We start from the raw sequence: 23,217 nt of genomic DNA on the forward strand, positions 1-23,217 counted from the left end.
TATTGTTTTTGTAGAGACGTGCTATATGCGCGTCTCATGGTTCAATCGTATTTATTGTTTTTTGTAGAGACGACCTATACGGGCGTCTCCAAGGTTTTAAAAGGTTTAAAATTGGGTCTAGGGCGGTAGCCCTCCTCCTCACTTTTCTACAATGCTCTCAATACTCTTTACCGTCTTTTTACTATAAAAAGGATAATATAACGCACAATAAAGAACCATCGATGCTATTACCCCGTTAATTGCAGAAATGCCGACATTAACAAAAATTGCAATTGCAAATCCAACAGCCCAAGAAATCAAACCAATCCAGTTAACTTTTGGAATATTGTTCTGCCAAGCCTCTTTGTTTCCTTTCTTACAAATCCAATAATCCGCAATCATACACCCAGAAACAGGTGGAATCCCTGCGGTTAATATTGTAAGAAAAGATGTAAAATGATCAAGCAATCCAACCACAGCAAGAATAGTTCCAATAGCACCAGCGATTAACGTCATCAATCCTCTTTTTTCACTTTTCAAATTAAAAAGATTTACTAAAGCAAGTCCGCCAGAATATGCATTAACTGTATTAGTCGTCCATGTTGCTAAAACAAGAATAATGCTACCAATAAGCCCCAAACCTAATTGAGCAAGTGCAATTGTAATATCAAAAGTACCAGCTACAACAGTTAATAATCCTCCAATAACAACTAGAAAAACACCAGCTGGCCATATTCCAATTAATCCAGACAAAATAGCATCTTTTCTTTTTCTAGCATAACGAGTAAGGTCAGCGGCAATTGTTCCACCTACTGCAAAACCCCCAACAGAAAGTCCAATAGCATAACTCCAAGAATAATTCTCTTTTGGTGTATATGACTTCAAACTAACAGCACCAAAGTTCTTAATAACCATTACAACGCCTACTATACATAATATAATCAATGCAGGTATTGCTATGTAATTCAAGTATTCTAGAGCTTCATAGCCATATACAGCAGTTAACAACATAATAATACCCCAAATTAAACCGCTTAACCAAACTGGAATTTCTACGCCTAACCACATATACATTATTTGAGAAAAAGCAGCTCCGCAAATTCCAGTCTGAACACCAAACCAGCCTATGCACGAGATAGCAAGAATCGCTGAAATTACGTATTTTGCGCCTTGTGAACCAAACGCCGAAGAAGCAGTTATAACTGTAGGAACACCGAAGTCTGCCCCCATCATACCTTGGAAAATCATCAAAACTAAAACTATAGTGTAACCAATAGCCCCGGCTATTATGCCTTGTACTAAAGGCATGCCTTGAACAATAACTCCACCAACCATCAAAGCAGAAACACTAATAATAGAGCCAGCCCAAATTAGAGCAATACTCCACCACGACCTTCGCTCTGAATCTGGGATACGATCCAGTGCATATTTTTCCAATACCCTCGCCTCCTGGAAGAAGTTTTAAGTTTTTTAACTTAAGAAAGTATATATTTTGAGAAATTATATCATAAAAATATCCTTAAAACCTAATGTTATATTAAGTTAAATTGAATTTTAAAAAGATTTAAAAGATAGTAAATTTTAAAAATATAAAAATAAATAACCCCCAAAGATATTATTCTTTGGGGGAAAGAAACTTACCTATGAATCAACACTAATGTATGACAAGAAGAAGAGGGGTTTATCTTGTTATACTAATTAGTTTTAGTTTAACCTTTAAAAATTATATATAACACCCAAACCTAGTTTTAAGCCGTTTATGTTAATAGTTACATGTTCAACAGCGGTTCCTTCTACCTCCAGATTACCTATTCTAGAAAATATTGTATATCCAACATCAGCTTTTAGTTGCAAATTGTTAACGTTGATAGAAAAGATTTCAGGAATCGGCTTAATAGCCTCTGCTCCAACATAGACAGCAAATCCATTACCTGTTGTTTTAATAGAGGATTCCGAACTATCTTCCTTTTCTTTACTTGTGTCAGAATAAAAATAATATCCGCCACCCGCTTTTAAGTTAACAACAGCAGGGCTTTCCAAAAGGTTATACTTAAAGTATCCAGCGGGTCCTAAAAGCTGAGAAATTTCTTTTTCTGAAAAAGACTCGCCTTCAATCTTACCTGATGCATTATATATAGTAGCTCTTGAAAAATCAAAATCTACTTCCACACCCATTTTCTGATTAAACCAGTAAGTACCATTGACGTTAATCCCAAATCAGGAATTGGTATGGATAATTTAGATACTTCATGTCCATCATCATATACAAATTCATTACTAATACCACCATACGTTATTCCTCCGCCTACTTCAAAGTTTGCGGCAAAAATTGTGAAGGATAACACTAACAAAATACTAATAAGCAAAAAGACTTTCTTTCCCATATATCCCACTCCTTCTCCTCTTTTATTTTCACACCATTCTTTCATATTAAAAAAAACGAAAAACATCTTTCTAACTATAAGAATTTTACCATAATATTAAATTAAAGTCAATATATTTAAGGTTGATTTAAACTAATAATTTTAAAAAAGATAATTTATCAAATCAGTTAACAAATTAGAAATAATAAGTTTATCAAATAGTAAGCAAAAGGTTAAAATCTTGAATAAGCAATTGTATAAACTACCCACATGCATCTGTAACATTAATTTTTAGTTGTAGAGACGACCTACATGGGCGTCTCATGATTCAATCGTATTTATTGTTTTTTGTAGAGACGTGCTACATGCGCGTCTCCAAGGTTTTAATCGCATTTATGAATTTATTTTTTTGTAGAGACGTGCTACACGCGCGTCTCCAGGTTTTAAGTATTTATGAATTTATTGTTTTTGTAGAGACGTGCTACATGCGCGTCTCATGATTCAATCGTATTTATGAATTTATTATTTTGTAGAGACGTGCTATACGCGCGTCTCCAGGTTTTAATCGTATTTAGAAATTTATTATTTTGTAGAGACGACCTACATGGGCGTCTCATGATTCAATTGCATTTGTTTTTTGTAGAGACGACCTATACGGGCGTCTCCAGGGTTTAATCGTATTTATGAATTTATTGTTTTTGTAGAGACGTGCTACATGCGCGTCTCTAGGTTTTAAACACATTTCATTTATCAATGTCTTTAAAATTCAAAAACAAAAGACGCTCGTATAGAGCGTCTCTACAACTATCAATCAACGATAAATGTAATCAATTTACAAATATCCTATTCATTATAATACTCATCTTTTATCCAATTAACCGGATTATTGTCTATATATTCAACTATCTTATTATATGCTTTTTCATTCCTTATTATATGATCATAAAATCTTGATTGCCAACCAAAATTGCGATTAATTTTTTTTGCATTCAATGTACACGCTCGCTTATATTGATTTATTATTACACCCAAACTTTCTGGAGTCCAGTTATTCGAATACTCTTCTGCCGACTCTTCTAAATTGACATCTCGATGAATTGCTATAATTGAATGAATGTGATTTGGCATAATTATGTAACTACCTAAAACAACAAATGGAAAATGTTTTGGAATTTCCAACCAATATTTATTAGCGATCATACCGATTTCGGACAATAAAACAACAGCATTTTCGTGACTATCCATATAAATTCTTCCAAAAAAATTCTCTTTGTTTTTAGTACATATCGTAATAAAATAAGTTGCATTCCATTCATAATTCCACCAGTTTGCCCTATTGGTAGAAATTCTATAGGTATCTTTATACAACTTATTGTTCTCTTCAAAATTAATTGGCAACATACCCCCTTTCTTAGCAGATTTTCTTAAATTATATCATTTTAGTAGAAACCTACCAACAAAATATTAAAACCCTAAATTAAACAATTGTAGAGACGACCTATACGGGCGTCTCCAGGTTTTAATCGTATTTAGAAATTTATTATTTTGTAGAGACGACCTACATGGGCGTCTCATGATTCAATCGCATTAATGAATTTATTTTTTTGTAGAGACGACCTACATGGGCGTCTCATGGTTTAATCGTATTTATGAATTTATTTTTTTGTAGAGACGACCTACAGGGCGTCTCCACGGTTTTAAATGTTTTCCTAAATCAATTTACGTTTAAAATTCAAAAACAAAAGACGCTCGTATAGAGCGTCTCTACAACTATCAATCAACGTGGATTGTAATAGATTTACAAAATTACAAGCCATCATACTTTAAAATTTCATTTTCTAATTCGTTAGAAATTCTAAACCCCGCCTTTTTTAGTTTATATAGAATATCCTCTAAAGAGTGTATTATCTGTTTTTTTCTTGCATTAACAATAACTCCTAGAGTTCCAGTAAGCTTGACATCCAATTTACTAACTAACTTCCTTGCTTTTAGATCATCTATAATCAAAACTGCATCCTCTATTTCAAATGCCAGAGCTATAACGCTGGCTTCCCCTAAATCTATAAAAGTGTTCAGCAATTTGAGATATTTTTTATCATCAACATCTTTAACTTTTATCCACTCAGGAATAGGTTTTTCAAACTCTTTAGCTACTTCTGGTGTAATTATAATTGAACGATATAACTCTTTTAAAATAAATAACATATCAATATTATCTAACACAATCAAGCAACTTGTGTTAGAAATGTAATTAGGCATTATTAATATCATCCACTAATTCATCGGGAGTATAGTTAAACAATGATACATTAAATTGTCCCAATAATTCAATAAAGGCTCTTTTAGATACTTCTGCCAATTGTGCAGCTTCTCCCAAAGATAATTTACCTTCTTCATAGAGTTTTGCAGCAATCAACATTTTAATTTCTTTTTCATCTAACCCGAAAGAATCAGGAACATTTAATATAATTGTTTTCATTTCAAATCACTCCTAAAAAATTTCATTATTATTACATTCCTTCAATCCAAAACTTCTTAAATCGGATCATTTAATTTTTTTCCAATTTTCGACAAACTTTTCAAACAATAAAACTTTATTCTAATTATATATTTGACTTTTCTGAATTAAACTTCATTAGAATTATATCATAAGAAATTAAAAAATACAGAAAAAGGAAGGAAGCTAAAATGCTTTTAAAATTCAAAAACAAAAGACGCTCGTATAGAGCGTCTCTACAACTATCAATCAACGTGGGTTGTAATAAATTTACAAATAGGTATTAATACAAATCCAAAGCCCTTTTAAAAAACCTCAAAACTTCTTTAATATCCTCTTGCCACAATAACCAATTATGTTCCCCATCTCTTATATACAACACCGATTCAATCTTTGCTAGCCTTAATTCATGATACAACTCCGTTGCCCCCAAATACAAATAAAAATAATCCTCATTTCCACAAGACAAATACACAGGCAAAGTGAGCCCACTATTTTTGACGTTATCGACCCAATTAAACACATTCTCCTTTTCCCAAAAATCCGGATCAAAAGGATCACCAAACACGTCATGATAATAATCTTCTCTGATATGAATCACATCTCCGTTTATATCAACATCTGTCTCAGGAGGAACATCTCTTGTTATTCCCCCGCTCAAACTTGCTGCCGATAAAAACATATCAGGATGCTTAAACGCAAGCTTTAAAGCTCCATATCCTCCCATCGACAAACCTGCAACAAACCTATCCCCACGAGTATTTCTTACCTTGTAATGTCCTTCAACAAAACCAATCAAATCCTTAATAATAGCAGTTTCATACTTTTCGCCAACAGGAGAATCAACATACCAACTATTTTGAGCATCTGGCATAACCACAACAAAAGGAGGAATCTCACCTGAATTTATCATAATATCCAAAGTCTGATCAACATGCCCTTTTCTAAGCCAACTCACCTCATTCCCGCTATGACCATGCAAAAGATAAATAGTTGAATACCGTCGAGAATCCTCTTCGTACTCAGCAGGAAGATATATAGAATACTTCAAATCTCTTTCCAAAGTTGGACTAAAAAAAGACAAAGACTCATACACTGTACCCTTAACCAAAGACGTTCACTCCCTTATCAAAATAAAATATTAAAGCCTCACAGATTCATTCGCCTTCAACCTATCCTCAGACAACAAAGAAACATAATACAATTCACTCAACAAATCCAAAAAGTCCTTAATAGAAGTCTTCTCATCCAATACAATCTCGTTGTTACTTTCAACTAGATTTATCTTCAAATTAAAATTAGTTATAACCTCTTTTAACTTTTCAAACTCAAAATTCACATAATTCCCCTTTTTATAAATCCCGTGAAGTTTTTTCAAAAAAGTCTTCCTCTCAGAAACATACTTATCAAAATAATCAATCCCCTTAAGCCTAATATCTCTCCCAAGAACATTATTATTCACCTTTATCTCCTTAACAAACTCATCCTTTGAAGTAACATACTTCTTAAAAAACTGAAACTTATTCTCAAAATAATAAACAGACCTAATAAACAAAATATCTCCAACAACAAAATAATCAAAAAACTCCTTAGGCTTTAAAATAATCCCCCTGTCCCGAGATTTCAAATTAGCACTATCTAAAAAAAACAATCTCTTCACATCAAAAATATGCCTCGAATCTAGCTCCTGAAAACCAATAATATTGGCCCCAATCTCCCTGTAAAAATACTTAACAATAATATCAAAATTCTTATAATCCTTAAAAACAGACTTATCTAATCTATAAAGCGAAGTACCAGACAACAACCTACTCTCAATATCAACTACCTGGGGCACCTCTTGCTTTTCGAGGTATAAAAAGCGCTTATCATAAATCGAATCCTCATAACTTTGAACCTCAACCAAATCATCGCTCTCAAGTTCTTTCACAAACTCTCTAACAGAATTAACAATAATCTCCTCAAAAAACGAGGCATCATCACACGTTAAATCAAACAACTTACCATCCTTGTGCAAACATATTTCAACTGGTTGAGAAACCGTATTATTCTCCAAAATTTGGCAAATCTCATTCAAAACTTCCTTCTTATAACCTAACTTAAGAAACTCTTCCCGTTTATCCACAATCCATCACTTCTTTTTACTTCTAAAATGGATAAAAACTCCCTTACTCATCTCAACCTTCACCCCAGCATCATCCAAACCCCTTGAAATCAAATACCCCTCTCTAACACGCGACACATCATCCTCGTATCGATAACTAACCTTGTAAATACTATAACCCAAAAGAGAAAGCGTTGGATTAACCGCTATCAAATCACTTTTAATATAAATACTACCAATTATAACAAACAGAATCAAAAAAGAAACAATCTCTCTCTTATCAAAAGCGCTAATAAACGGGAAAATATACACAAAAATATACTCAATAAGCATATTATTAACTAGCTCATTACTTTCAACAATCAAAGACCGCTTTTTGCCTCTTTTTTTAAGCGACCTAAACATCAAAAAACATAAAACACTAACAACTAAAATAACAAACAAAAAAGAACAAAATACAACAAACTCGCCATGAATCACACCATTAATTGCATATATCAAAAACAAAGGAAGGTAAGACAACAAAAACAGAAGAACCCTTGAAATTTTACTAAGCATACCTCTCACCCACCCCATTTAAAATAGACTATCAAACAAACCAACACACCAAAAAACAACAAACTAATTATATCATACCAAAATGAACCTGAAAAAATGGTATAATTAACCAAACAAAGGTAGAAACGACCCACATGGGCGTCTCATGATTTTAATCGTAGTTATGAATTTATTATTTTGTAGAAACGCCCTACATGTGCGTCTCCAAGGTTCAATTGTATTTGTTTTTTTTGTAGAGACGTGCTACATGCGCGTCTCCAACGTTCAATTGTATTTGTTTTTTTTTGTAGAGACGACCTATATGGGCGTCTCCAAGTTTTAAATGTTTCTGACCTATATGTGCGTCTCCGGGTTTTAAATGTTTCTGACCTATATGTGCGTCTCCCGGTTTTAAACAAATTTACAACAACGAGGTGAAAATATAATGCAAAATCCAAACTTACAAAAAATCGAGCAACTTTGGTACAAACTCTATCCAAACCAAAAACATAAACTCCACAAACTAATCGATTTCCTAAACTCCAAAAAAGATTCAATCACCTACTCACCAGACGACAAACTCTGGTACAAAAAAGGCTTAGTCTACTCCTGCTATGTAGACCTCTTTGCAGGAAACTTCCAAAACATGAAAAACAAACTAGACTACCTACAAGATTTAGGAGTAACCATACTCTGGTTACTACCAATCCTTGAATCACCAATGAAAGACCAAGGATTCGATATCTCAGACTACTACAAAGTAAGAGACGAACTAGGTGGCAACGAAAGCTTCTTTGAGTTTGTTGAGCTAGCCCATCAAAAAGGCATCAAAATCCTTTTTGACGTTGCAATAAACCACACATCAATTGAACACCCCTGGTTTCAAGACGCTAAAAAATCAAAAAACTCAAAATACAGAGACTACTACATCTGGAGCCCAACAGACCAAAAATACTCCCAAGCACGCCTACTTTTCAAAGGCATGGTTAACAGCAACTGGACCTACAATCCTGAAACCCAAGACTACTATTTCCACAGATTTTACGAAATACAACCCGACTTAAACTACAAAAACCCTGATGTACTAATAGAAATGATAAAAATATTCACATTCTGGAAAGAACACGGCGTAGACGGATTCAGAATGGACGCAGCCCCCTTCTTATGGAAAGAAGAAGGGACAAACTGTGAAAACCTAATCCAAACACACTGGATACTAAAAATATTCAGAGCAAGCCTTGACTACCTAAAAGAAGGAACAGCACTAATAGCAGAGGCTAACCAACCTCCAAAAGAGGTAGTAGCATACTTTGGAGAATCAGACGAATGCCATGTTGCATATCATTTCCCTGTAATGCCAAAGATATTCCTCTCAATAGCAGAAGGAGACCCAAATTACATAATCGACACACTCTCAGAAAAAGTCACACCCTCAATTCCAAAAGACTGTCAATGGTTTGTGTTTCTAAGATGTCACGACGAACTAACGCTTGAGTTTGTCGAACCAAAAGAAAGAGAAAAGATGCTAAAATACTATTTGCTAGACCCAAGGTGGAACTTCAGAGAAGGCGAAGGAATCGCAGGAAGACTATACAACCAAATGAACAAAGACTACAAAAAGGTGCTACTTGCCTATTCCGTATTATTTTCACTCCACGGTACCCCTATAAACTACTTTGGCGATGAAATAGCCATGGAAAATAACGAAGAATTCTACAAAAAAATGACAGAACTAACAGGCTACAAAGACTCAAGATACTTCAACCGAGGACCATTCGACGAAGAAAAAATGCACAAAGCACTAAACGACCCAAAAAGCGACAGCTACAAAGTATTCCATGGGATAAAAGAGATGCTTACAATAAAAAGAGAAAATGAAGACCTTTTTCATATACAACCAACCTATCAAAACATAAACGGTATATTCAAAGTCACAAGGCAAAAAGAAAACAAAACCCTAACAATCTACAACAATCTAACTCAAGACACAAAAACAATAGAAAACATAACACTACAACCCTACCAATACAAATGGCAAATTACCAAACAATAAAACAAAAGATTAAGGGGCATCCCCCTTAATCTTAATCATCCTCTAAATTACCAATCAAAATCTCATTCAAATTCCTTAAATAAAAAGGGGCCTCTTTTGGAACATGTGGCATTCTAGCCTTTCTTTTACCGATATCGTCTTTAATCTTCCTCTCAATATAGAATTTCATATAACCTCTAAATTGCCCCTTAAGATTATAGGTATAAACAGACCATAAAAATAAATAGCATAAAGAACCAAACGTATCGTCAAAATCCAACCCACAATTATCTACAAGCTTTTTAGTTTCATTCACCAGAAACCCTTTGTACTTTAAATATAACCGTTCTTTTGCGCCTTGATCCCCCTTCTGAGCTAGTTCCACCAGTTGATTATCCGAAAGCCTGTTAAGATTAAGACGAATTCTAATTAAAATCTCCTCCTTTTATATTTTTTTGGAGTTTCTAAAAGAAAAAATGACGAGTTATATCATCATTATACGCAAGTATACCACATTATCATAGAAAATAAAAGCCCCATGTCCAATTTTCGGACATGGGATAAAACATTAATTCTCTATTAAATTAAAAATCTCTTCAGTAGTTGTTTCTACAATAGATGCCTCATCTACTAAAGAAGAAGCAGGAACTAAAACCCCAATCAAACCCTCCATAACTGGTTCAACATCGTCTTGAGTTAAACCGTCAATAACACCATCAATCGATATTGTCTTACTCTTTTTTTCAACAGGATCATAAAATTTCATTCTCAATCTTTTCAATTTACTATCCCCCTTTCAAATAATAGAAATTAATAAAAATAAACCTTAAACCAACTCATACTCTTGCGTAAAATAATAACTAGCGTTAGTATTTTCACACAAACCTACAAGTCCTTGTAAAGCACTTTTTATTGAAGCTTCTTCCTCAGAAAAAAGATCAAAAGACTTAGACACCTTCTTCTCTTTTTCATTAACTAACTCCACCCACACAATCTTTGCCTTTCTTGCGTTAAGGTTCATAGCCAAGAAACTCACCTCCCCTCTGAAATATTGACCCTACAACAACCCTAAACCTTTGTCCTACTGAGCATGTTTAGGAAACAACAACGCAACAACCCCATCAATCAAAACTGAAAGAATAATATCCAAAAACGGCGAATACTTACCAATAGACTTAAGAAACTCCCTCAGCGCTTGCATAACAATCTCTTTTTTCTTCTTTCCATTACCAGGCATTTCAACCATACTAACAAGATCAGGTATTAACCCCACGATCTCCTTCAACCGTCAACCCCCCTTCATTAAAAAGAACAAACCCAACTTTTATTAACCATTCATTCTCAAAAAATTCCCTTCTCATAAGTAATATCCGCAAAATAAATTAACTTCAAGTAACTCTTTTGAAACTACTTGTATCAAAATGCAAACAAAAGATAAAATAAAAATCGAATAAAATTTTAATCAAAATTACACAAAATGATATTTTTGTATCAAAAATATGATATAATACACATTAAGAAAAATTCATTTAATATTCATTTTCATTTTTTAACATAAAGTGCTTTATAATTCTCAAAAGGAAGAAGGAGAGTATTATGTTTATAGATATTCATACCCATTTACTTCCGACGATTGATGATAAAGTAAAAACAATCGAAGAAACATTATACGAATTAAATCGTTATAAACGATACGATATTACCCATGTAGTGTTTACACCACATCTAAACCATCCTGTTATAAAAACAGACATTACACAAATAAAAGATAAATACCAAGAAATAAAAGACATAGTAGAAAAAAACACAGGAATACAGACATATCTAGCTTCAGAACTTTATCTAACCCTAAATTACAAAGAATTCATACCCTTTAATGACACCTTTGCTTTCGTAGAATTCGACAAAACAAACTTTCCATTTTATGCATTAGATGAAATATTCAATCTACAATTAGATGGATACGAGGTAGTACTATTTCACGCAGAAAAACATACTTGGTTACTAGAAAATAAAAGCACACTCATGCGATTAAGAGAAATGGGTGTATATTTTCATATGGACTTTGATGGATTAAACACAAAAGCAGGAAAGTTCTATCTAAATCACAACATGGTCGATTTTCTTGCAACAGGAAACCACGGAAGACAAGGAAAAGAAGTTGACTTAAATCTATTTAAAAAACACTCCAACATCACATCAAAAGCCTTAGACATATTACTATCCCCCAATCCAGAACAAATGTAGAGACGTGCTATACGTGCGTCTCCAAGGTTTAATCGTATTTATGAATTTATTTTTAGTTGTAGAGACGTGCTACATGCGCGTCTCCTGGTTTTAAATGTTTTTGACCTACATGCGCGTCTCCAGGGTTTAATCGTATTTATGAATTTATTTTTAGTTGTAGAGACGTGCTACATGCGCATCTCCCGGTTTTAAATGTTTTTGACCTATATGGGCGTCTCCAAGGTTTAATCGTATTTATGAATTTATTTTTAGTTGTAGAGACGTGCTACATGCGCGTCTCCCGGTTTTAAATGTTTTTGACCTATATGGGCGTCTCCAGGTTTTAAAACAGTTCCTGTTGGTAACCCAGTTACAATCTATTGGTCATGGTGCTATCCCTCATCAATCATTATTTCACTATTTCACAATAAAAAATATAATAACTTTTTGTTCAATTAGATATTGATATTTTCATTTAACTATGCTATAATAATTTTTGAAATATGGTGTTTGTCTTCTTTTAACTTATTAACTTAAAATACTGAATAAAATCACTTTTAAATGTTGTTCGAACATATATAAGGGGGACATGACCCGTTATGAAAAAGTTAACAGTTCAACTTATTGATATTGCTTTGATACTCTTGATGAACATCTTTTTCCTACATTTGTCTGTTCCAATTGCCATTATCTCGTCCTTAATAATATACCTTGGAATCTACTCATTTAGAGTCTACGACACCCAAACAATGAAAAGCTACACAGAATCCTTAATAAAAACAACGGTAGGAACTCTCATCAGTTTCATACTCATTCTAATTCTTTACTTCTTTCTCAGCAAATACTTCAATAGATACTTTTTCCTTTATAACCTACTATTTACAATAATCATTTTACCTATTTTACATAAAATAGAATACAAAATATACGAAAAAACCATGCCTGTAAAAAACTACCTTGTTATCGAAAAAAAAGAAGAAATAGGCCACATAATGCAAGAAATCTCAGAAAAAACACTAAACAAAATCAGGTTTACTCAATACATAAACCCAAATCCAATAACGCTAGATGAAATAATAAAACAAAACGATCAACAAACCTCCTCACAAATAATCCACGGCATAGTTATAACAGACCCAGAACTAGAAAAACATGTAAAACCACAAATACAACACTACAAAGAAGAAGGCATGGATATAGAATATCTCCCAAATATGGCAGAAAAATACCTAAATCGCATACCAATAGAAGTAGCTCAAAAATTCAAAGAATACTACGAAGTTATTTTTAATAATGTTCAAACCTCTCCCGCACAACAAATAATAGATAAATTTTTTGGTTCATTGCTTTTAATAATTTTTTCACCTATTATGCTAATAATAAGTATAGCAACACTAATTGAAGATGGAAGACCGGTTATTTACAAGCAAAAAAGAATGGGAAAGAACGAAAAAATATTTACAATAAATAAATTCAGATCATTAAAAGAAGCACAGATAAACGAGTATAATCCAAACGAAGATATAGAGAAAAGGGTTTTAAAAACAGGAAAAGTTATAAGAAAATTAAGACTTGATGAATTACCTCAATTTTGGAATATAATAAAAGGAGATATGTCCATAGTAGGACCAAGACCTGAGATGATAGAATTTCATAATCTCATGTCAAGCCAAATCCCTTTTTATAACTACAGACTCAAACTAAATCCTGGAATAACAGGCTGGGCACAAATACATTACAAGCACACATCAACACTTGAAGATTACATAAAAAAAACAGAATATGACCTATACTATATAAAAAACAGAAACATATTTTTAGACCTTCAAATAATGCTTAAAACACTCGAAACTATGTTAGGAATGAGGGGGGCAAGGTGAACGAAATAAGATATGTAAATATTCCAGGAAATTTTATAACAATAGATGTTGAAGAGTGGTTTCATATTCTGAATGCAAATATTCCAGAAAAAAAAGATTGGGAAACATTACCTTCAATAGCCGAAAAAGGCACATATAAAATATTAGAAATTTTAGAAAAAAGCAACAATAAAGCTACTTTTTTTGTACTAGGTTGGGTAGCAGAAAAGTATCCAAAATTAATAAGAGATATATCTAATTTAGGGCATGAAATCGCTTCGCATGGATATTATCATGAAGAATTATATAAAATAAGCGAAGAAAGATGGAAAGAGGATGTATTGAAAAGTAAATATATATTGGAGGATATAACAGGCAAAGAAGTAATAGGATATAGGGCACCTGGTTTTTCATCCTTGAATTATATTGAAACAATAAAAAAATTGTTAGATTTGGGGTTTAAATATGATTCAAGTTTGTTTCCTGCTAAAAGGGAAACAGGAGGAAACAACAAATTTGATTCAAGACCATTTTATTTAATCCAAAAGGGCTTAAAAATATATGAGTTTCCTGTTTCTGTATACAAAAACGGTGTGTTTAGTATCCCATTAGGAGGAGGATATTCTCGCATAACACCAATTCCGCTTTTAAGACATGTTATAAAAAAAGTAAAAAAATTAAATAATGGTTATTTTTTGTTTTATTTACATCCAAGAGAGGTTCTTAAAGAGCAACCAAAGTTAAGCGATTTGCCTTTAATAAAAAAATATAAAACATATGTTGGTTTAAAAAATTATGATAAAAAGGTAAGCATTTTAAGTGAAAACTATAATTTTGTTAGTATTAAAGATAGCTCAGTTTTTAAAACCTAACAACAAAAGGAGAGGCTATTCAATCGAAAATATTATAATAAGAGAATATAACACAAAAGATATAGACCAAATAATTGAATTAAATCAAAGAGTTTTTTCAAAACAAGAACATTTTGAAATTAAACGAGATAGGGTTTGGTTTGAATGGAAAAACCTAAAAAATCCTTTTGGTGAATCAATAATAATTGTATCTGAAAATGAAAATAAAGAAATAGTGGGGTCAAGGATTTTTTGGGCTTGGAAATTTAAAATAAGAATGAATGAGTTCTTGGCATATCAACCAATTGATACAGTGGTTGATCCTAATTACCAAGGGGAAGGTTTATTTTATAAGATGACTAAAAAAGCACTTGATATAGCCTTAGAAAAAAATAGCTCATTTATCTTCAATTTCCCTAACCAAAATAGTTTACCAGGATACTTGAATCTTGGGTGGAGTTATGTAAGCAAATTAATTTGGTATGTAAAAATAAAGAATCCAGGATATGTGTTTAATCAAAACAAACAGGCAGAAAGTTTATCAGATCTCAAAAATTATAAAATTACTGAAGAAAAAATTAAAGATATAAAATTTAAAGATAATTTTGATGGTAAAGTTAAAGCAACAAAATCATTTAGTTTTATTAAATGGAGATACATTGATCATCCTTTTTTCAATTACGGAATAATTACTTACAAAAAAAATAAAAAAGAAATATGTGGTATCTTTTCCATAAATAATATTGGGAATTATAGAGAAATGTTTGTGGTCGATATAATAGGAGATTATAGATTAATTGAAGGCTTATTAAAAAAAGTAAACGAAGCAGCTAAAGAATTCAATGTTTCAGTTGTCTATATCCTAAGAAATCCCTATTTCAATGATTTACAAATGTTCAAAAGTGGTTATATTAAACTAAAAAATAAAAACCTAGTTTGTTTACCTTTAAATTTATGTCTTGAAGGTAAATTGTTAAAATATAACGAGTGGGAAATGTTTGGAGGATTGCACGATGCATTATAATGAAAATGAATATGATTTAGTATTATTCACTCAAACTTTTTACCCAGATGTCGATGCCACTGCCAAACTCATGACAGATCTAGCCGAGTTTTTAGTAGGAAAAGGGAAAAAGGTTCTAATAGTTACTCCGAATAGATCTTATGAAGTGCCCGAAAACAAATATCCAGAGTTTGAAAACATAAACGGAATAAATGTGAAAAGAGTAAAAGTTCCCAAACTTAATAAAAATAAAGCGCTTCAAAAAATTGTATTATATTACCTATTTTCGATTAAAGCAAAAAAAACATTAAAAAAAACAAATTACAAAGTTGCAATGGCTATTTTACCCCCTTTTTTTGTTGCATACAATACCTTAAGGGTTTCAAAGAAAAAAGGAAATAAGTTCATTTTTTTACTTCATGATTTACATCCAGATACCCTTGTTAAGAGAAAACAAGTTTCTCCTAAAAACCCTGTAGTAAAATTATTGAAAAAACAGAATGAGTATGTTTTTCAAAATGCTGATAAAGTAATTTTCTTGGGAAGAGATCAAATCGAATATGTAAAGGAAAATTATAAAATTCAAAATGAAAAAATAGAATATATTCCTAATTGGGGTAGAAAATCATTAAAAAGCCCATCTAATAAAAATATAAATACTTTTAAAATTTTATATGCTGGCAATCTTGGTGAAAGCTCAAAAAATATGTTTGATTTTTTAGAAATAATGAAAGAACTTCAAGAAAACAAAATGGATGAATTTAAACTAACAATTCTCGGAGAAGGAAGAAATAAAGAGAAATATTTAGATTATATTAATAAAAATGGTTTATACAATGTTGAATTAAAGTCTTTTTTACCAGAAGACGAATATGAAGAAGAATTAAGAAATAGTAATTTATTTTTAGTAACTTTACGAGAAGAATCAAAAGGTATGTCTGTTCCTAGCAAAGTTTATTATTATTTAAGTGCAGGAAAACCTATAATTGGGATTCTTCCAGTTGAATCGGAAATTGATATTTCTATAAAAGAAGATAATTATGGTATAAATTTAAATAGAATATGCAAAAATGAAAGAATTGATGCTTTATTAAAACTCAAAAATGATCACACCTATTACTCTCAACTTTCTGAAAACGCAAAAAAAGCTTTTGAAAATAAATATGAAAAGAATGTTGTGTTGGAAAAATATTATAAGATAATAACAGAGTTGGAGGCTGACAAATGAAAACCGCACTCATAACCGGAGTTACCGGTCAAGATGGAAGTTATTTAGCTGAATATTTGCTATCAAAAGGTTATATGGTTCATGGAATAATAAGAAGATCTTCTTCATTTAATACAAAAAGAATTGATCATATTTATCAAGACCCTCATGAAGAAGATAGAAGATTTATACTACATCATGGAGACTCTACCGATTCAACTAATCTAATAAGTATAATGAAAGAAGTTGAACCAGATGAAGTATACAACTTAGCGGCACAAAGTCATGTAAAAGTCTCTTTTGAAACTCCAGAATATACTGCAGAAACTGTTGCTTTAGGAACACTTAAAATACTTGAAGCAATAAGACTGCTGGGATTAGAAAAAAAGACAAAATTTTATCAAGCAAGTACCTCCGAGTTATACGGAAAGGTACAAGAAATACCCCAAACAGAAAAAACACCATTTTATCCAAGAAGTCCTTATGCAGCAGCAAAGTTATATGCTTATTGGATAACAATTAACTATCGAGAAGCATATAATATACATGCTTCAAATGGAATATTATTCAACCATGAATCTCCAAGAAGAGGAGAAACATTTGTTACAAGAAAGATAACAAGAGCAGCAACAAGAATTTTAGTTGGGAAACAAAAAAAAGTATACTTAGGAAACTTATCAGCAAAAAGAGACTGGGGATATGCACCAGATTATATAGAAGCCATGTGGCTAATACTCCAACAAGAAGAACCAGATGACTATGTCATAGCAACGGGAGAAACCCACAGTGTAAGAGAATTCTGTGAAGAATCATTCAAAAACTTGGGAATCAATATAAAATGGCAAGGTGAAGGAGTACAAGAAAAAGGAATAATTGACAGTTTAGATAAAGATAGAGTTGAAGAATTGCTTGGTGATATTGAAACACCGCTTAAAATTGGCGATGTTGTTGTAGAAGTTGACCCCTCATACTTTAGGCCAACTGAAGTAGACTTATTAGTAGGAGATCCAACAAAGGCAAAGGAAAAACTAAACTGGCAGCCAAAAGTTAAATTCAAAGAATTAGTAAAAATAATGATAGAAAACGATTTATCTCTTGCATTAAAAGAAAATCAAAGAAACGAATGGATAAAAGAATAATTATTTTGAAAGGAGCGTTTCTAATGAACAAAGACAGTAAAATATATGTAGCAGGACATAGAGGGTTAGTAGGATCAGCAATAATGAGAAAGTTGCAACAAGAAGGCTATACAAACATAATAACTAGAACACACAAAGAATTAGACTTAACAAGCCAAGCTCAAACCCAAGAATTCTTTGAAAAAGAAAAACCCGAATATGTATTTTTAGCAGCAGCAAAGGTTGGAGGAATACACGCTAATAATACATACCCAGCAGATTTCGCGTACATAAATATAATGATAGAATCCAATGTAATAAAAGCATCATATGATTATGGTGTAAAAAAATTACTCTTTCTTGGAAGTTCATGTATATATCCAAAGTTATGTCCTCAACCAATAAAAGAAGAGTATTTACTAACAGGACCATTAGAAAAAACAAACGAAGCTTATGCAATAGCAAAGATAGCAGGATTAAAGATGTGCCAATACTTCAACAGACAATATGGAACAAAGTATATAAGTGTAATGCCAACAAACCTTTATGGCCCAAACGATAACTTTGATTTAGAAACTTCTCATGCATTTGCGGCATTGTTAAGAAAGTTTCATGAAGCAAAAATAAACAATAAACCATATGTTGAAGTATGGGGAACGGGAACACCAAGAAGAGAGTTTTTGCATGTGGATGATTTAGCAGATGCAGTGGTGTATCTAATGAATAACTACGATGAAAATGAACCGTTAAATATAGGAACAGGAAAAGATATAACGATAAAAGAACTAGCTGGATTGATAAAAGAAATAGTAGGATACGAAGGAGAAATAAAGTTTGATACAACAAAACCAGACGGAACTCCAAGAAAGTTGTTAGATGTATCAAGACTACATGCTACAGGATGGAAACACAAAATAGAATTAAGAGAAGGTATTCAAAGTACATATGAGTGGTTTAAGGGGAATTGGAAGTGAGAATATTCAAAAAAAACTTTAAATTTGTTGATTCTTTTGTTTTGTTAACTGAAAAAATGGGTGATTATCTCAATATAAATGAAAAGTTTCTGGTAGCATATGGAGAAGGCGCTATTAGATTTAGAAAAATAGATTCTCAAGAAATTATAGAATATAATGTAAGTGGAGATAAATTAGAAGTTGTAGATATCCCTCCAGGTTACACACATAACATAGAAAATATTGGTAAAACAGATATGGTTACTGTTATGTGGGCAAACGAATCTTTCAATCCAGAAAATCCTGATACGTATTATTTGGAGGTTTAAGGTGAATAAACTTAAGGTTATGACCGTTGTAGGAACAAGGCCTGAAATAATAAGACTATCTCAAGTGATTAGAAAACTAGAAGAGTCAGAAGCAATAGAACACTATTTAGTTCATACAGGACAAAATTACGACTATGAATTGAACGAGATTTTTTTTGAAGACTTAGAATTAAAAAAACCAGACTATTTTTTAAATGCAGCAACTGGAAATGCCGTTGAAACTATAGGCAACATACTTGTGAAAATAGATCCTATCTTAGAAAAAATAAAGCCCGATGCATTTCTAGTTTTAGGAGACACCAACAGTTGTTTATCTGCTTATGCGGCAAAAAGAAGACATATCCCTGTTTTTCATATGGAAGCAGGAAACAGATGTTTTGATCAAAGAGTTCCAGAAGAATTAAATAGAAGAATAGTAGATCAAATAGCTGATATAAACCTTGTATATAGCGATTTAGCTCGAGAACATCTCATCAGAGAAGGATTTCCCTCAGATAGGGTAATAAAAACAGGAAGTCCAATGTACGAAGTATTAAATAACAAAAAAGAAGAGATAGAAAAATCAGATATTTTAAGTAAATTAAACTTAAAAGAACATCAATATTTTGTAGTCTCAGCACATAGAGAAGAAAACATAAATTCTGAAAATAATTTTAATAATTTAATAGATTGTTTGAATACAATAGCAGGAATATATCAACTACCTATAATCTTTAGTACACACCCCAGAACAAGAAAAATGATAGAATTAAAAGATGTAAAACTTCATCCACTAATTAGAACAGAAAAACCTTTTGGCTTCATTGATTATATCAAGTTGCAAATAAACGCAAAAGCTGTTTTAAGTGATAGCGGAACAATAAGCGAAGAAACATCTATATTGAAATTAAAAGCTTTAAATATTAGAGAAGCTCACGAAAGGCCAGAAGCGATGGAAGAAGCAACTGTGATGATGGTGGGCTTAAACAAAGAAAGGATACTTCAAGGATTAAAAATTTTAGAAACACAAAACAAAGAAACAATAAGACCTGTTAATGACTACATAGTTCCAAATGTGTCTGACAAAGTATTAAGAATAATTGTCTCTTATACAGATTATGTCAATAGGGTTGTTTGGGGGAAATATTAAAATGAAAGTATTACAAATCAACACAGTTTGTGGACGTGGGAGTACTGGCCGAATTGCAACTGATATTCATAAATTGCTTTTAGAACAAGGTCATGAGAGTGTTATTGCATATGGAAGAGGAGAAGCTCTCAATTGTGATAATACTATAAAAATTGGTAATAATATAGATTTTTATAACCACGCATTAAAAACAAGATTTCTTGATAAACATGGTTTTGGTTCAAAAAAAGCTACTAAAGATTTAGTTGATAGAATAATAGATTACAATCCAGATATAATACATCTCCATAATATACATGGATATTATTTAAATATAGAAATTCTATTTAATTTTTTAAAAGAGTTCAATAAACCAGTTGTTTGGACTTTACATGATTGTTGGGCATTTACAGGACATTGTGCGTATTTTGATTATGCGAATTGCTATAAATGGGAAACGCATTGTCAAAAATGTCCAGAAAGAAAAAGTTATCCAAAGAGCATATTTATAGATAATTCATATAACAACTTTGAAAAAAAGAAAAAGTTATTTACAGGACTTGATAAATTAACTTTAGTTACTCCATCAGAATGGTTAGCTAAATTAGTAAAAAGATCTTTTTTAAAAGAATATACTGTGAAAGTTATAAACAATGGGATAGATTTGAGTGTGTTTAAACCATCTCCAAATAATTTTAGAAAAAGTTACAATTTAGAAAATAAGTTTATCATATTAGGAGTTGCTAACAAATGGGAGAAAAGAAAAGGATTCGAGTATTTTATTGAACTGTCAAAATTAATAGAACCTGATGAAACTATAGTTATGGTTGGTTTATCAAAAAATCAACTAAAACAACTACCTAAAAATGTTATTGGTATTAAAAGAACAAACAATGTTCAAGAACTTGCAGAGATTTATACTACAGCGGATGTTTTTTTTAATCCTACGTTGGAAGATAATTTTCCAACAACAAATTTAGAAGCATTAGCCTGTGGGACTCCTGTTATAACTTTTAATACAGGAGGATCTATTGAAACAATAGATGACACGACAGGATTCATTGTAGAAAAAGGGAATTTAGAAAATACAATTAGAATTATAAGAAAAATAAAATCAGAAGGAAAAGAAAAATATAGTGACTCTTGTATTAAAAGAGCGAATAAATATTATAATAAAAACAACAAATTCCAGGAATATATTGAGTTGTATGAAAATCTCATTAAGGAAATAGGCAGTTTGGAAACTTCATATCTATGCGACAGAAAAAATGGACGTCATTCAACATTTAAAAAAACTAACTTATGAATTAAAATTAAATGAGCGAGTAACATTTCACGAACCTGTTCCTTATTATAAATTATATACTGAAATTAATCAATATTATTTGGGTATAATTCCTCATAAAAGAAATTTATTAACTGATTATACTGTACCTAATAAGCTTTATGATTATATCCTTTCAGGGTTAAAGGTGTTATTTAGCAATAATCCGTCTTTACTTGAGGAAAATGAGATTTATAATTTTGGAATGAGTTATGAGGCAGGAAATAAAGAGGATTTTATAAATAAAATTAGATTGTTGTAAAGCAAGGAATTACCAGAGATAAGCGATAAAGAGCTTGATTGGAATGTTAATATGGATAGAGTTTTCAATATTAAATAAAATATAGTTGGATATTCACCAATTGATATCTCTAGTAAACAAAATTCGTATAATGATCCTTTGTTGGATTTTAGTAATAAATTTATTGTAGAAAATACCTTATATAGTTAAGGAAGTAACCATTTGAAACATAAGATAGTAAAAGTTGATTAAATTCTGTGTTTTGGGTTTTTTGAGGTAATAAAAAGAAAAATATGGAAGGAAGATAATTATATGAAAATTGTGCATGTAGAAGACTATTTTGATCCTTCTGCTGGTTACCAGATTAATGAATTATTATATGCTTGGAAAGACTTTGATGATGAGTTGTTTTTAATTACTTCCAACGATATGTCTCCTTTTCATAAAAAAGTTGATAATTATTTAGATGCAAAGTTTGAGAAAGAAACAAAAGTTAAAATATATAGGTTAAAACCAATATTAAAGGTTTCAACAAGGTTACTTCTGAAAGATCTAAATCAAACCATCAAGTCTATAAATCCAGATGTAGTTTTTATGCATGGTATAGGGGATTTTAAAGATCTTCGACTATTAATGAAGAAACCCGAATATATTATTATGAGAGATTGCCATATGTCCTGGATCGCGTCCAAAAATAGATTTAGGAATTTTTACTATGCATTTTTTAAAATTATATTTGCAAGTATAATTAATAGAACTAATAAATATGAAATCATCTTTGCATTGGGAGAGGAAGAGTACGAATATTTAAAAAAACTTGGAATCAGTGATAGTAAAATTGATTATTTACCTCATGGATACAATGAGGAAATAATGTATTATAGTGAGTCAGAAAGAAACATAATAAGAAACTTTTACCAATTTAATACAGATGATATTGTAATATCCTATATTGGTAAATTTAATAAAAATAAGCAACCAGATTTAATTTTTGATATTATAAATAAGTTTGAAAGAAACTATATTAGTGAAAAGAAACTTAAACTTTTGTTTATTGGTCCAAAAGACAATGAGTATATGAAGATATTTAACAAAAAGCTATTAAAATTAAAAGAGAAGATCGATATTACAATCGATGACACAAAACCTTTTACAGAGTTAAGAAAATATTTTTCTGCCAGTGATATATGTATTTTTCCAAAAGAAACAACTTTAAGTTCAATTCATGCCCAAATTTGTGGTTGCCAAGTCATAATGGAAAACCATAAATCGAATAGAGAAAGGGTTATAAATAACGAAAATCTTTTTGAAATAGATAATTTAGAGCAGGCCTCTCAAATACTAAAAAAAATTATTGATAATAACGAATATAAAAATAGAATGGAATATATCCCTTTTTTAAAAGATAGAGAATATAATAATCAGGTTAAAAAACTTAGGAATTTAATAAAAAAATCAATGAACAAATGCTAATATTATGAAAATT

General features: G+C 31.3%; 25 protein-coding genes and 1 pseudogene. 13 read left to right on the plus strand and 13 right to left on the minus strand.

Annotated features, from left to right (window positions below; genetic code table 11):
• Positions 1 to 138 precede the first annotated feature (138 nt).
• The 9 genes from DTL3_RS04765 to DTL3_RS04805 form a co-directional block, all read right to left on the minus strand.
• Complete coding sequence (locus DTL3_RS04765) at positions 139 to 1,416, minus strand: cytosine permease (RefSeq protein ID WP_045087754.1); 1,278 nt, start codon at positions 1,414 to 1,416, stop codon at positions 139 to 141.
• Between the two features lie 279 nt (positions 1,417 to 1,695).
• Positions 1,696 to 2,154 carry a hypothetical protein gene (locus DTL3_RS04770; RefSeq protein WP_045087755.1) on the minus strand — a complete coding sequence of 153 codons (459 nt, stop codon included), beginning with the start codon at positions 2,152 to 2,154 and terminating at the stop codon, positions 1,696 to 1,698.
• Positions 2,139 to 2,408 carry a hypothetical protein gene (locus DTL3_RS04775; RefSeq protein ID WP_171820591.1) on the minus strand — a complete coding sequence of 90 codons (270 nt, stop codon included), beginning with the start codon at positions 2,406 to 2,408 and terminating at the stop codon, positions 2,139 to 2,141. The genes DTL3_RS04770 and DTL3_RS04775 overlap by 16 nt, the downstream gene beginning before the upstream one ends.
• Before the next feature lie 777 nt (positions 2,409 to 3,185).
• The gene (locus tag DTL3_RS04780; protein ID WP_045087757.1) at positions 3,186 to 3,743 is read right to left on the minus strand and encodes a transposase; all 558 of its coding nucleotides are present in this window, start codon (positions 3,741 to 3,743) and stop codon (positions 3,186 to 3,188) included.
• A 405-nt stretch (positions 3,744 to 4,148) separates the two neighbouring features.
• Entirely contained in the window at positions 4,149 to 4,601 is a 453-nt protein-coding gene (locus DTL3_RS04785; RefSeq protein ID WP_045087758.1) for a PIN domain-containing protein, read from the minus strand.
• Positions 4,594 to 4,821 carry a UPF0175 family protein gene (locus tag DTL3_RS04790; RefSeq protein ID WP_045087759.1) on the minus strand — a complete coding sequence of 76 codons (228 nt, stop codon included), beginning with the start codon at positions 4,819 to 4,821 and terminating at the stop codon, positions 4,594 to 4,596. The genes DTL3_RS04785 and DTL3_RS04790 overlap by 8 nt, the downstream gene beginning before the upstream one ends.
• Positions 4,822 to 5,122: 301 nt before the next feature.
• Positions 5,123 to 5,950 (minus strand): alpha/beta hydrolase, encoded by an 828-nt coding sequence (locus DTL3_RS04795; protein WP_052670377.1) that lies wholly within the window; start codon positions 5,948 to 5,950, stop codon positions 5,123 to 5,125.
• A gap of 30 nt (positions 5,951 to 5,980) precedes the next feature.
• Positions 5,981 to 6,964 carry a Kiwa anti-phage protein KwaB-like domain-containing protein gene (locus DTL3_RS04800; protein WP_045087760.1) on the minus strand — a complete coding sequence of 328 codons (984 nt, stop codon included), beginning with the start codon at positions 6,962 to 6,964 and terminating at the stop codon, positions 5,981 to 5,983.
• A gap of 6 nt (positions 6,965 to 6,970) precedes the next feature.
• Complete coding sequence (locus DTL3_RS04805) at positions 6,971 to 7,501, minus strand: hypothetical protein (RefSeq protein ID WP_045087761.1); 531 nt, start codon at positions 7,499 to 7,501, stop codon at positions 6,971 to 6,973.
• A 424-nt stretch (positions 7,502 to 7,925) separates the two neighbouring features.
• On the opposite strand from DTL3_RS04805, the gene DTL3_RS04810 reads away from it, so the two are divergent.
• On the plus strand, positions 7,926 to 9,533 hold the full coding sequence (locus DTL3_RS04810; RefSeq protein ID WP_052670378.1) for an alpha-amylase family glycosyl hydrolase: 1,608 nt from the start codon (positions 7,926 to 7,928) through the stop codon (positions 9,531 to 9,533).
• Between the two features lie 31 nt (positions 9,534 to 9,564).
• Here the strand turns inward: DTL3_RS04810 and DTL3_RS04815 are convergent, their stop codons facing one another.
• From DTL3_RS04815 to DTL3_RS04830, 4 genes are all read right to left on the minus strand, one after another.
• On the minus strand, positions 9,565 to 9,828 hold the full coding sequence (locus DTL3_RS04815; protein WP_144403479.1) for a hypothetical protein: 264 nt from the start codon (positions 9,826 to 9,828) through the stop codon (positions 9,565 to 9,567).
• Positions 9,829 to 10,080: 252 nt separating this feature from the next.
• Positions 10,081 to 10,293, minus strand: a complete 213-nt coding sequence (locus tag DTL3_RS04820) for a DUF2922 domain-containing protein (protein ID WP_045087763.1) — start codon at positions 10,291 to 10,293, stop codon at positions 10,081 to 10,083.
• Between the two features lie 45 nt (positions 10,294 to 10,338).
• Positions 10,339 to 10,533 (minus strand): hypothetical protein, encoded by a 195-nt coding sequence (locus DTL3_RS04825; RefSeq protein WP_231854066.1) that lies wholly within the window; start codon positions 10,531 to 10,533, stop codon positions 10,339 to 10,341.
• Between the two features lie 60 nt (positions 10,534 to 10,593).
• Positions 10,594 to 10,797 carry a hypothetical protein gene (locus tag DTL3_RS04830; protein WP_045087765.1) on the minus strand — a complete coding sequence of 68 codons (204 nt, stop codon included), beginning with the start codon at positions 10,795 to 10,797 and terminating at the stop codon, positions 10,594 to 10,596.
• Positions 10,798 to 11,108: 311 nt separating this feature from the next.
• Here DTL3_RS04830 and DTL3_RS04835 point away from each other — a divergent pair, with 311 nt between their 5' ends.
• From DTL3_RS04835 to DTL3_RS04890, 12 genes and pseudogenes are all read left to right on the plus strand, one after another.
• Positions 11,109 to 11,759 (plus strand): CpsB/CapC family capsule biosynthesis tyrosine phosphatase, encoded by a 651-nt coding sequence (locus DTL3_RS04835; protein ID WP_045087766.1) that lies wholly within the window; start codon positions 11,109 to 11,111, stop codon positions 11,757 to 11,759.
• A gap of 578 nt (positions 11,760 to 12,337) precedes the next feature.
• Entirely contained in the window at positions 12,338 to 13,618 is a 1,281-nt protein-coding gene (locus DTL3_RS04840) for an exopolysaccharide biosynthesis polyprenyl glycosylphosphotransferase (RefSeq protein ID WP_045087767.1), read from the plus strand.
• On the plus strand, positions 13,615 to 14,469 hold the full coding sequence (locus DTL3_RS04845) for a polysaccharide deacetylase family protein (RefSeq protein ID WP_045087768.1): 855 nt from the start codon (positions 13,615 to 13,617) through the stop codon (positions 14,467 to 14,469). The genes DTL3_RS04840 and DTL3_RS04845 overlap by 4 nt, the downstream gene beginning before the upstream one ends.
• A complete protein-coding gene (locus DTL3_RS04850; RefSeq protein ID WP_045087769.1) occupies positions 14,417 to 15,472 on the plus strand; it encodes a GNAT family N-acetyltransferase in 1,056 nt (351 codons plus the stop codon). Before DTL3_RS04845 ends, DTL3_RS04850 begins: the two co-directional genes overlap by 53 nt.
• Positions 15,462 to 16,679 (plus strand): glycosyltransferase family 4 protein, encoded by a 1,218-nt coding sequence (locus tag DTL3_RS04855; protein ID WP_045087770.1) that lies wholly within the window; start codon positions 15,462 to 15,464, stop codon positions 16,677 to 16,679. Before DTL3_RS04850 ends, DTL3_RS04855 begins: the two co-directional genes overlap by 11 nt.
• A complete protein-coding gene (gmd, locus tag DTL3_RS04860; protein WP_045087771.1) occupies positions 16,676 to 17,797 on the plus strand; it encodes a GDP-mannose 4,6-dehydratase in 1,122 nt (373 codons plus the stop codon). The genes DTL3_RS04855 and gmd overlap by 4 nt, the downstream gene beginning before the upstream one ends.
• A gap of 23 nt (positions 17,798 to 17,820) precedes the next feature.
• Complete coding sequence (gene fcl, locus DTL3_RS04865) at positions 17,821 to 18,750, plus strand: GDP-L-fucose synthase (protein ID WP_045087772.1); 930 nt, start codon at positions 17,821 to 17,823, stop codon at positions 18,748 to 18,750.
• Positions 18,751 to 18,827: 77 nt separating this feature from the next.
• A pseudogene (locus tag DTL3_RS04870) lies at positions 18,828 to 19,058 on the plus strand (polysaccharide biosynthesis C-terminal domain-containing protein); the annotation flags it as partial.
• A gap of 1 nt (position 19,059) precedes the next feature.
• Positions 19,060 to 20,187, plus strand: a complete 1,128-nt coding sequence (wecB, locus tag DTL3_RS04875) for a non-hydrolyzing UDP-N-acetylglucosamine 2-epimerase (protein WP_045087774.1) — start codon at positions 19,060 to 19,062, stop codon at positions 20,185 to 20,187.
• Position 20,188: 1 nt separating this feature from the next.
• Positions 20,189 to 21,472 (plus strand): glycosyltransferase family 4 protein, encoded by a 1,284-nt coding sequence (locus tag DTL3_RS04880; protein WP_084217153.1) that lies wholly within the window; start codon positions 20,189 to 20,191, stop codon positions 21,470 to 21,472.
• Positions 21,435 to 21,752, plus strand: a complete 318-nt coding sequence (locus DTL3_RS04885) for a glycosyltransferase family protein (RefSeq protein ID WP_045087775.1) — start codon at positions 21,435 to 21,437, stop codon at positions 21,750 to 21,752. Before DTL3_RS04880 ends, DTL3_RS04885 begins: the two co-directional genes overlap by 38 nt.
• A 291-nt stretch (positions 21,753 to 22,043) precedes the next feature.
• Complete coding sequence (locus DTL3_RS04890; protein ID WP_045087776.1) at positions 22,044 to 23,204, plus strand: glycosyltransferase; 1,161 nt, start codon at positions 22,044 to 22,046, stop codon at positions 23,202 to 23,204.
• Positions 23,205 to 23,217 lie beyond the last annotated feature (13 nt).

Source organism: Defluviitoga tunisiensis (assembly GCF_000953715.1).
Lineage (GTDB): Bacteria > Thermotogota > Thermotogae > Petrotogales > Petrotogaceae > Defluviitoga > Defluviitoga tunisiensis.